Consider the following 10,487-nt stretch of genomic DNA (forward strand, 5'->3'; position numbering starts at 1 on the left):
CCAGAGTGTCGAAGAGTAAGGTGTTATTTTTATTATTAGCAGTAACGTATTTAAATTTCAATTCAATCAGTTACTGGATAACATTCAGCGTAGCAGCTTTAAGTTCACTCTGCTAAATATCTGAACCATTATTCTAATTAATCAGTCAAAAGTGAAGCGAGCTTCCATATGTTGTAATTAACTAAGCAGCTTCACCCGCTTTTTACTTTTGTGATACTTATATTTTTCCTAAGCATCATGGTTAGTTAAGGTTTTAATTAGCCATAGCAAATTTAACTAAAAGCAATCACTGATAACCACAACTGCTACGAGTTAAGTTCAGAACCTAAAATATGCTGATAAATGTCAATAACCTGAGATACATTTTTATCTGCAACATCAGCATCTATTTGGCCCTTTTGTTGTTGTAAGGTCAGTCGATGATTTTCATCTCGTAACCAACAATAAGTTTGCGTCAGATGTTGTGCGGTCATCATAGGTAAAATTTCAAGCTCAGCTAGCACTTGAAAAATGCGTACATTATCAGACCAAATGGCTAACTCTTTATGCTCATTAGCGTTAGCAAGCACCAAATATTGCGCCATGAACTCAATATCAGCAATGCCGCCCACACTTTGCTTTAAATCAAACTTATCACTACTGACTTTTAGCAAATGGTCACGCATCTTAATACGCATGTCTCTGACGAGCTTTGCCAGTTCAGTGAGTTCTCGAGGCTGCGACAATACTTCAGTTCTGATCTCACTAAAGCGAGCTGCCAGTTGATTATCACCATAAACAAAACGAGAACGAACTAACGCCTGATGCTCCCAATTCCAGGCTTCTGTTTGCAAGTATTCTTTAAACTGCTCGACTTCGGTAACTAATAAACCGGATGCACCTGAAGGTCTTAGGCGCATATCGACTTCATACAGCTCGCCAGATGTTGTGCGCGTGGCAAACAAATGCACAATGCGTTGTGCCAACTTTAAATAGAAATGGCCAATACCGATGGGTCTCTTGCCATCGGTTTCCCCGGTGTTGAGACTATTACGCAAGAATACTAAATCTAAATCTGAACCATAACCGAGTTCGATTCCGCCTAACTTGCCATAACCAATAATGGCAAAGCCCATTTTATCTGGACTTGTGCCTTCTGGTACTCCATGTCGAGCCGACACTTGATGCCATGCTTGCAGCACAACTTGTTCGATAATCGCTTCTGCCAAAAAGGTAAGGTGATCGCTCACCTCCATCACAGGTAAAACCCCTGTCACATCAGCAGCTGCTATTTTTAGCTGCTGAGACAACTTAAATTGTCGTAATGCTTCCATCTGCATTTCCATGTCATCTTCTGGCACGCGCAGTAGATACTGTCTTAATTCACTTGGGTAATCGTCAACTGAGGTGGTGTCGTAAAGTTGCGATGGGTCGATTAGCTCATCTAACAACATTGGAAAGTTGGCTAACTCTTCTGCAATCCAAGGGCTAGCGCAACATAAGCTAATCAACTGCTGTCGAGCGCCAGGATTTTCACACAATAGTTCAAGATAAGTGGTGCGAGTTAAAATCTGCTCTAACACACCAGACACTGCTTTTAATGCAACACTTGGAATAGGTTGTTCGAGCAATTCAGACAACAACCTCGGCATGAGTTTTTCAAGGGTTTCGCGTCCTCTAGGACCAATAGAGCGTTTTGTGGTGGTGGAGCGCCACTCAATTAATGTAGGCCAAAAGTTCGCATCATCCACTAAATGCTCATCCAATAACGCTGCTGCATTGTCAGGATCTTCAATCACCCATAATTGACTGGTCCAATGCTCAGTTTGATCATGTTCATCTTCACCGCCAACAGTCTCTTTAAAATGGCCGTGGATCCGCGCCATAGCATCGGTCACTTTGGCTCTTAATTCAGTTTCATCCTCGTATTTCATCGCAACACACAACCGCTGCCAATCCACACTATTGTCAGGTAGGGTTTGCGTCTGTTTGTCATCAATAGCTTGAAGTAAATTCTCGACGCGCCGCAGCAGAATATAACTGTGCTTCAACTCATCTACCGCAAGATACTCAAGTTGGCCTAAGTTATATAAAGTATCAATCGCACCGAATAAACTTTGTTGGCGCAATGACGGCTCCCTACCACCACGAATAAGCTGAAAACTTTGCACTACGAATTCAACTTCTCGAATACCGCCTGCGCCCAGTTTAATGTTATCGGTCAATTGACGTCGGCGAACTTCTTGGGCAATTAGCTGTTTCATTTTTCTTAATGAATCGATTGCTGAGAAATCGATGTATCTTCGGTAAACAAAAGGTCTTAACAGATCATGTAAATCGTCACTGTATTGTGTCCAAGGGCCAAGCACTCGCGCTTTCACCATGGCGTAACGTTCCCAGTCTCGTCCTTGCTCTTGATAGTAATCCTCAAGACCACTGAAGCTCACAACCAATGGTCCGCTTTCACCATAAGGACGCAAACGCATATCAACACGAAACACAAAACCATCAACCGTAACTTGATCCAATAAGTTAACTAATCGCTGCCCCATTCTGATAAAAAATTGTTGATTGGCTTGAGCGCGTCGGCCGCCAATGGTTTCGCCGTGCTCTGGGAAGGTAAAGATTAAATCGATATCAGAGGAAAAATTCAGTTCACGGCCACCGAGCTTACCCATCCCGAGAATAAGCAAAGGTTGTGGGTTACCTTCTTCATCGCTAGGCGTGCCTAATTGCTGGCACATTTCTTTATAAAGCCAATCCCGTGCGGCAATCACTAAAGCTTCTGCAAGTGCAGATAAATCTAATAACGAGGATTCAACATCGGAATAATTTTTGAAATCGCGCCACGCTAAGCGCACCATCTGCAGGTTTCGATATTGACGCAGTGCTGATTTGACGGCCTCCTCTGAAGTCAGTACTTCAAGTTTAGCGTCAAGTTCTGCAGAAAAAGTCTGTCTGTCGACGTCTTCAATTAAGCCATTGAATAAACTTTCAATCCAGTGAGGGTTACGACAAAGTTGCTCGGCAATATAATCACTTAACCCAAAAACAGTCCTTAACTCTTGCTGCTGGGTTTGATTAAGTTTGTCTGCAACCTCAGGCCATTCATCAGACAGTCTTAACCAGTAACGTTCTGCAATGTTAGATAATTCGGCAGATAAGGCATTGTTACTTTGGTTTTGCATTATTATTCGATCCCTTCAGCAATTTACATACGGCGTTACACTTTCCAATCGACATATTATGTCGAAATGTGCTATACCATTCATAACAAAAGTTTAATGTAAGTCTTAATTGAATATGCCATTAAGATTACTATAACCTGTATACTAGTTATACCTAACCGTATAAATATTTGGTCGTAATTGAGCACATATTTATGCGGTTTGTTATTATATTTATAGATGAATTTCTTACCATTTGGAGAAAACATGGCTGGCATGCTTCCCCGTGTCCTCGCAGTATTTTCAACGATAATATTGTGCTTAACATTAACAGGCTGTGGTGACGACAGACCTGAAAAAATTGCTCAGTATCAGCAATTGTCTCAACAACGTTTGGGGCAATTAAACTCGATGCTCAATGCGGGTGAATTGCGTAATGCGACCTTGCTCAATCAGTACGCTAACTTACTTAAGCAAAGTAAACCTGATTTAGTCCCTTTATTAGATGAGCTCGCAAAAGATGCGGGAACATCAGGGCCAATGTTCCAGTCCTTACAAAGACGTACCAGTGAATTATCTGATTCAGCCAACTTCATCGATTTAGATCAACAGTTAGAAGAAGCGCAGAATATTTACCAAGCAGCTGATTCAAGTCTGTATAACGATATGCTGTCTGATCCAGTCAATGTTGTAGCCGATTTATCTGGCGGGCAGCTTGCACGAGTTAATTCTATCAGCCGAGAAGCTGCAGCACTGGCCAATGGCAGTGAAGATTTTGGCGCAGGTAGTCAACTTGTCGGTAACCCGTCTTATGGTAGCTGGCAAAGTAACTCCAGTGGCATGTCATTTTGGGCCTGGTACGGCATGTACTCGATGTTCTCAAATGTGATGAACCCAGTACGTTACGACCGTTGGTCAAATAACCGTGGTTACAGCTACTACAACGATGTAGGCCGTTACCGTTATACATCGCCAAAGCAGGCTAGTGCGCAAAATCGCACCTACGAGAACACCAAGAAAACGTTTAACTCTCAAGGTAAACAGTTTAATAGCCCGTACGCAAAATCTCGCACAGGCTCTACAAGTTTATCAAGACAAAGTACTTCAGCGCCAAAAGCCAGTACAACGGGCACCAGAAGTGCAAGTTCAAGTAAGTTCCGTTCGACCTACTCTAAAGACAGCAGTTTCCGTAATTCATCAAGCCGCACAACTCGCGGTGTACGCCGAGGCAAATAAGGAATAATCATGACATTTTTAACTGACTTCGGGCTCACCCTAGACCTGGCTATTATTTTAGCAATCGACATTACCATTGCGGTAGTTTTGTTAGCGCTAATGCGTTATCTACAAGGCTGGAGTGTGCGAGTCAATAGCCGTGCAGAATTAGCCGAACGCGATAACTTCGCTTTTGGTGTTAGCACAGCAGGTGCGGTTTTAGCCTTGGGTATTGTATTAACTGGTGCTATCACTGGTGAAGCTGCAAACTCTTATGCAATGGAAGCTATAGGCATGACTTTCTATGGTGTATTCGGTTTAGTATTGATTAAATTTGGCCGTTTCTTACATGATAAAGTTGCGCTAAATGAAGTGGACAAAAACAGTCAAATCGTTAATGGCAATATGTCGATTGCTATTGTTGATGCCGCTGCCGCAATTGCTACTGCGATTATCATCCGCTCAGTATTAATGTGGGCTGAAGACATCACCCTTGATACCTTTATTGCTATTTTCACAGCGTTTTTGATTTCACAGCTAATGCTAGTGATCTTAACCCGATTCCGTGAGCATCAATATGCGAAACGTAATCAAGGTGATTCAATGCAAAAAGCCTTAGAACAAGGCCAAGTTGCTATTGCAGTGCGTCACAGTGGTTATATGATTGCGATGGCATTTACCTTTAATGCGGCAAGCCATTTCATCATTTATGACCCTTCTGCTTACTTTATGAATATTGTTGGTTGGTTAACCTTCTCTATTATCATGTTAATTGCACTATCAGTATTATTGGCCGTCGTTAAAAAGCTAGTACTGGCGCAAATTAACTTAACTGACGAAGTAGAGAAACAGCATAACGTCGGTGTTGCAGCCGTAGAACTTGCTATTAGTGTCAGTATCGCCCTTATTCTTGCGGCATTAATGGCGTAATTTGATGAATAACACTTTGCTTGAAAATGGCCAGGAGGGCAGCAACAAGCAGAGCAGTCCTTCTAAACGCAGCTTAGCTTGGTTCGATGATGCTCTTTTATTGGGCATTATGGCACTCCTTGCTGGCTGCGGTCTTATTTACGAATACCTCTTATCTCACTATGCGGGCCGTATTTTAGGCGCGCTTGAAGCCGCTATTTATACCATGATTGGTATTATGATTGTGTCGATGGGTATTGGTGCTTTTGCAGCTCGCAAAATTCGCTGCGCCTTTACTGGTTTTGCCTTACTTGAACTGACAGTGGCATTTTGTGGTTCATTGGCCATTTTAATCACCGCTGCAGTTATTGGCTTTGGTCAACAACTACCATTAATAATTGCCAATACACTGGGCCTACCACCTGATCATATTCCTGACGGCGGCTTTATTGGCACCTTACAAAACTTAAGTGAATACTTACCTTATGTTTGGGGGGTTATTCTGGGCTTGATGATCGGAATGGAAATCCCACTGATTGCCCGTGTACGTCAATCGCTTTCAGAAGAACATCTGCTGCACAATGCGGGCACCATATACGGCGCTGACTATGTCGGTGCAGGTGTCGGGGCAGCCATTTGGGTTATGTTCATGCTATCGCTGGACATTCAACTTGCAGCAGCACTGACTGCCAGTGTGAATTTATTAGCTGGTTTTGTGTTTATCTGGCGTTTTTGGGATCAGATCCGCTGGGCAAAGTTGATCTTAACAGTGCACTTTATCGCCAGTGGCGTATTGGTATTATTGGCAATGCATGGCCCAAGTTGGGAACAAAACTTCAATAACCTGCTGTATAAAGACAAAGTTGTGTATGCAGAAGCCACACGTTTTCAGCAATTAACTTTTACTGAAAGATTGCGGGGTAATGGTCAAGCGCCTGTTTACTCACTCTACATTAACGGCAGATTACAGTTCTCAAGTATCGACGAGCACATCTATCACAGCTTTTTAGTCCACCCTACTCTGGCAGCAAGTGCGAGACAGGACAATGTACTGATTATTGGTGGCGGTGACGGTCTAGGGCTCAAACAGGTATTAAAGTGGCAGCCGAAATCAGTCACGTTAATGGATCTTGATGAAAAGTTAGTAGATTTATTTAAGCAGCCACAAGACAACATGCCAGAGCATGTAAGCAATGCCATGTTGGCATTAAATGGTGATGCGCTAAACGATCCTCGAGTGACACTTATCTACGATGATGCCTTTAATGGCGTAGATAAACTGATTAGTGATAATCAAAGGTTTGATTCAATCATTATCGATTTGCCTGATCCAAGCCATCCCGATTTAAATAAATTATATTCTGATTTGTTTTACCGCAAACTGGCAGAATTATTAAGTGCTGATGGTGCAATGACGGTACAGTCGACCTCGCCTTATCATGCCCAACAAGCATTTATCTCGGTAGGTAACACTATCGAATCAGCCGGTTTTACGGTTGAGCAATATCATCATAATGTGCCTAGTTTTGGTGAGTGGGGCTGGACCATAGCAACGCGTTCTGGGCTCGATGCAAGAACACGCCTAGCTCATAACGAACAGTTACCCATCGAAGAAGATTGGTTAACGCCGGGGTTAATCCACGCTTCTTTTGAATTCCCCGGTAACTTTTATGATGACAAAGACAATATTAAGATTAATACAATTGGATCATTACAGCTTTATCATTACCACTTAGCGTCATGGTCTGAGAATCAAGGGATGAATCTTTTTTAATCTACCAAAAATAGCCTTGACATAATATGTCTAAGTGCTATCTTTGAAACCTAAGACATAATATGTCAACAAGGACAAATATGAATATCCATAAGATTGCTAATCACCTAACAGAACTCGGCGACGAGAGTCATACCGGTTTGAAGTTTGATTGTTTCCCAATTGACGGTGATGTCGAAGTATTACAAGTCAACGTTGCTGGTCGTGAAGAATTACCCGTATTCGTATCGGTAACTGACAACCAAATTTTGTGCATCAGTTACTTATGGGATGAGAGCGAAGTCAAAGAAGACACTCGCACTCAAATGTTTGAAACCATGCTGGAACTTAATATTCCAATGCCACTTTCATCGTTTGCAAAAATTGATGATAAGTATGTGGTTTACGGTGCACTATCCGTCACCTCAAGCATGGAAGAGATTGAACAAGAATTATCAGTATTGTCTGATAACTGTTTAGAAGTCATCGACGAACTTGTCGAATTTTTGAAGTAAGGAGCCATATCATGGGCATTTTAAATAAAATTTTAACGGCATTTCGCGGTGGTGCTAATGAAGTCGGTCAAAATATTGTCGACGCAAATTCTACCCGTATTTTTGAACAAGAAATTCGTGATGCAGAAAAGCATCTAACCAAAGCGAAGCGTGAATTAACTGATGTGATGGCCAAAGAAATGCAAGCCAGCCGTGAAGTTGACCGCCTTAAGCGTAGCATTACTGAGCATGAAGGTTATGCCACTCAAGCGCTTGAAAAAGACAACGAAGCTTTAGCTATCGAAGTAGCAGAGAAAATTGCTCAACTTGACCAAGAGCTTGCAGACCAAGAGTCAGCTAATACAAGCTTCTCTGCTCACGCAGTACGTTTAAAAGACTTAGTGAAGAAAACTGAACGTCAGTTAACTGATTACCAACGTCAGCTAAGCATGGTTAAGACCACTGAAAGTGTTCAAAAAGCTACAGCGACTATCACTGACTCATTTGCTTCAAGTAACTCGAAGCTAATGAATGCTAAAGATTCTTTAGAGCGTATCAAAGCGCGTCAGCAGTCGTTTGATGACCGCCTACAAGCTTCTGAAGCCTTAGCTGAAGAAAACAGTGACAAGTCGCTGCACGCTAAACTAGCTGAAGCAGGTATTGGCGAGCAAAAATCTAATGCTAATGCTGTATTAGAGCGCCTAAAAGCGAAAAAAGGTTAATTAAGCTATGGGATTTCTAAGTGGCCTTTTCGGCAAGAAAGAAGCCCCAAAACGTCAGCTTGATCATGTAAACAAACTACTCAAGGGAGATATGATCTCCCTTGATGATAGTTTTGCTTTACCTGAACAGTTACGTGGGCAGCAACTTAAAGTTGAAGAAGTACATACCTATGAGTATGAACGTTCACAGCAATGTGAGTGGTTACTTAGAGGTCATAGTGGCACAGCCATTTACCTCTCGTATCATCAAGAAGATGAAGCGTATTTAAGTTTTTCAATCAAAGTGAATCGAGCCGTTGTAGAACAGCTATTTGATTTAGACCAATTTGGTCAAATTTTTGAAGAACCAGGTAACGCTGAGCTGAAAACCCTTTCATTGTCCAATGAATTAGATAGCGAATACGGACGTTGGCTTGCTAGCGCATATCATCAAGTTGAGTTTGGCTGTTTTGGTTACTTCCATCGTGAAGATTACCGAGGTCAAAAACCACCTCAAGATGATAGCAGTCAGCACCGTGGTAATGCATTTGAAAGCTATTCATTGGTTAATAATGAAGATTCTCAAGCCGTCGATATTGAAGTGTACGAAGGCGGCGATACAGATGTAATGTTAACCTTGTATCGTCCAGTGACTGACATTCGCGAGTTTTGGCCAGCAAGTTAATCTTCGCAATTTAAGGAGTAACACCTGACATGAGTAAAGGTAAATCATTACCAGATACATGGATTAAAAATCAGCAAGCAGCAAAAGCAACTCAAGTGGCTTTTGACCTCGATGAAAAGTTTCAATACTTAATTCGTAAAGCTGCGCTTGATGCAGGTGTTAGCCCTTCAGATCAAATTCGCTCCATCTTAGGTTTAGAAGTGACAAAACGTCCTAAACGACCAAGATTGACCGTGTCATTAAGCCAAGATGATTATGTCATTCTGGCCCAACGGTATGGATTAGCATCAGATGCACAGCTTGAAATTAAAAAGCGCGTGCTTGATGATTTAGTCCAATTTGTTGATGTGTAATTTGTTAGCCACTGATTACGGTTAATACCGTAATGATATTTATCGAACATAAAACACGCCTTTGAGCGTGTTTTTTTATGCCTTGAGATTGTCTCGCCACAGTTACATTGTTAGCATCATTGCAAAGATTTATTGTATAAACGGATTTTTAACATGAGTGAAAAAAAACGCTGGTCACTGAAAGCCTTAAATGGTCCTAGTCCATTTGATTTAGCCATGATGGTGTTATCACTGTTTTCTGTCGTCGTGGTATTAGTGCTGACATTCAGTCATGTCGACCCTGAGACAAGACAGCTATTACTGTTTATCGATCTCAGTATCTGTATGATATTCATGTCGCGATTCTTCTATGGCCTAATCAAAGCCAGCAATAAAAAATTCTATCTACGCCATCATTGGATCGACTTTGTCGCCAGTATTCCTGCCATTGAAGCCCTGCGTATCGCCCGTGTATTCCAAATTCTTCGAGTCATTAGGCTTATTAGAGTTAGCCGCGCACTCATCGTACCGTTACTAAAACAACGTAAACAAACCACATTAGCCAGCCTATTACTAGCAATGGTGTTTATCTTAACCACCGCTTCTATTGTGATTTTATTAGTTGAGGCGGGTGTTGAAGGTGCCAATATTGAAACCGCTGAACAAGCTATTTGGTGGACACTCGTGACCATTTCAACTGTAGGGTACGGTGACTACTACCCTGTGAGCAGTGTCGGCCACGTTGTTGGGGCGATTGTTATTATGAGTGGTGTGAGCTTTTTTGGTGTTATCTCTGGCTATATGGCGTCAGTATTTGTTGCGCCAGATGAAAATGAACGCAATGAAACCAATAAAAATGAGATTAAATTTGAGCTTGAAAAAGCGATTTCCAGAATGGAGCAGAATCAAGCTCAAATGGAAAAGAACCAACAGCAGATGCTGGAAGAAATCACCCGCTTGCGTAAAGAGATCAATAATAAATAGTCGGCGCAGAGTAAATTAACCTGTGCTTTCATATTAATGTTTGATAAATCATAATAAAGTCTGAGCATTTATAATATAGTTTGATAATTTCTAGTATTTTTGCAAATGAAACGGGTTAGGAGTAACACATTCCTGCCCCAAAAATTGTAAGCAGCTTTAGTTAGGTAATGATTTCTAGATTTGAATAGATTCTAAATCAAAATCTAAATCAAGGTCGTGGCGCTTCGCCCACACCAGACGAAAGGGAAACAACAGCATTTCCCTTTTC

The 10,487-nt window shown here is 41.7% G+C and carries 9 protein-coding genes; 8 read left to right on the forward strand and 1 reads right to left on the reverse strand.

Annotated elements, in window-relative coordinates:
* Positions 1–305 precede the first annotated feature (305 nt).
* The gene (glnE, locus tag LMH66_RS07995; protein ID WP_229369197.1) at positions 306–3,173 is read right to left on the reverse strand and encodes a bifunctional [glutamate--ammonia ligase]-adenylyl-L-tyrosine phosphorylase/[glutamate--ammonia-ligase] adenylyltransferase; all 2,868 of its coding nucleotides are present in this window, start codon (positions 3,171–3,173) and stop codon (positions 306–308) included.
* A gap of 240 nt (positions 3,174–3,413) precedes the next feature.
* On the opposite strand from glnE, the gene LMH66_RS08000 reads away from it, so the two are divergent.
* The 8 genes from LMH66_RS08000 to LMH66_RS08035 all read left to right on the forward strand — a co-directional run bounded on the left by LMH66_RS08000 (position 3,414) and on the right by LMH66_RS08035 (position 10,219).
* On the forward strand, positions 3,414–4,382 hold the full coding sequence (locus LMH66_RS08000) for a hypothetical protein (protein WP_102528239.1): 969 nt from the start codon (positions 3,414–3,416) through the stop codon (positions 4,380–4,382).
* 9 nt (positions 4,383–4,391) lie between these two features.
* Positions 4,392–5,291, forward strand: coding sequence for a DUF350 domain-containing protein (locus tag LMH66_RS08005; RefSeq protein WP_102528238.1), 900 nt, complete (start codon positions 4,392–4,394; stop codon positions 5,289–5,291).
* Positions 5,292–5,295: 4 nt separating this feature from the next.
* Positions 5,296–7,044 carry a polyamine aminopropyltransferase gene (locus tag LMH66_RS08010; RefSeq protein WP_229369190.1) on the forward strand — a complete coding sequence of 583 codons (1,749 nt, stop codon included), beginning with the start codon at positions 5,296–5,298 and terminating at the stop codon, positions 7,042–7,044.
* An 80-nt stretch (positions 7,045–7,124) separates the two neighbouring features.
* A complete protein-coding gene (locus LMH66_RS08015) occupies positions 7,125–7,538 on the forward strand; it encodes a YjfI family protein (protein ID WP_102528236.1) in 414 nt (137 codons plus the stop codon).
* Between the two features lie 11 nt (positions 7,539–7,549).
* Positions 7,550–8,239, forward strand: coding sequence for a PspA/IM30 family protein (locus tag LMH66_RS08020; protein ID WP_102528235.1), 690 nt, complete (start codon positions 7,550–7,552; stop codon positions 8,237–8,239).
* 7 nt (positions 8,240–8,246) lie between these two features.
* A complete protein-coding gene (locus LMH66_RS08025) occupies positions 8,247–8,903 on the forward strand; it encodes a hypothetical protein (protein ID WP_102528234.1) in 657 nt (218 codons plus the stop codon).
* A 29-nt stretch (positions 8,904–8,932) separates the two neighbouring features.
* Positions 8,933–9,256 carry a hypothetical protein gene (locus LMH66_RS08030; RefSeq protein WP_102528233.1) on the forward strand — a complete coding sequence of 108 codons (324 nt, stop codon included), beginning with the start codon at positions 8,933–8,935 and terminating at the stop codon, positions 9,254–9,256.
* 153 nt (positions 9,257–9,409) lie between these two features.
* Complete coding sequence (locus tag LMH66_RS08035) at positions 9,410–10,219, forward strand: ion transporter (protein WP_102528232.1); 810 nt, start codon at positions 9,410–9,412, stop codon at positions 10,217–10,219.
* Positions 10,220–10,487 lie beyond the last annotated feature (268 nt).

Origin of the sequence: Shewanella sp. 10N.7 (assembly GCF_020806285.1) — a bacterium.
GTDB lineage: Bacteria > Pseudomonadota > Gammaproteobacteria > Enterobacterales > Shewanellaceae > Shewanella > Shewanella electrodiphila.

Bases quoted from the DNA above. Each gene is read 5' to 3' on its own strand.
- LMH66_RS08000 (WP_102528239.1), top strand. From the start codon at position 3,414: ATGGCTGGCATGCTTCCCCGTGTCCTCGCAGTATTTTCAACGATAATA.
- LMH66_RS08005 (WP_102528238.1), top strand. From the start codon at position 4,392: ATGACATTTTTAACTGACTTCGGGCTCACCCTAGACCTGGCTATTATT.
- LMH66_RS08010 (WP_229369190.1), top strand. From the start codon at position 5,296: ATGAATAACACTTTGCTTGAAAATGGCCAGGAGGGCAGCAACAAGCAG.
- LMH66_RS08015 (WP_102528236.1), top strand. From the start codon at position 7,125: ATGAATATCCATAAGATTGCTAATCACCTAACAGAACTCGGCGACGAG.
- LMH66_RS08020 (WP_102528235.1), top strand. From the start codon at position 7,550: ATGGGCATTTTAAATAAAATTTTAACGGCATTTCGCGGTGGTGCTAAT.
- LMH66_RS08025 (WP_102528234.1), top strand. From the start codon at position 8,247: ATGGGATTTCTAAGTGGCCTTTTCGGCAAGAAAGAAGCCCCAAAACGT.
- LMH66_RS08030 (WP_102528233.1), top strand. From the start codon at position 8,933: ATGAGTAAAGGTAAATCATTACCAGATACATGGATTAAAAATCAGCAA.
- LMH66_RS08035 (WP_102528232.1), top strand. From the start codon at position 9,410: ATGAGTGAAAAAAAACGCTGGTCACTGAAAGCCTTAAATGGTCCTAGT.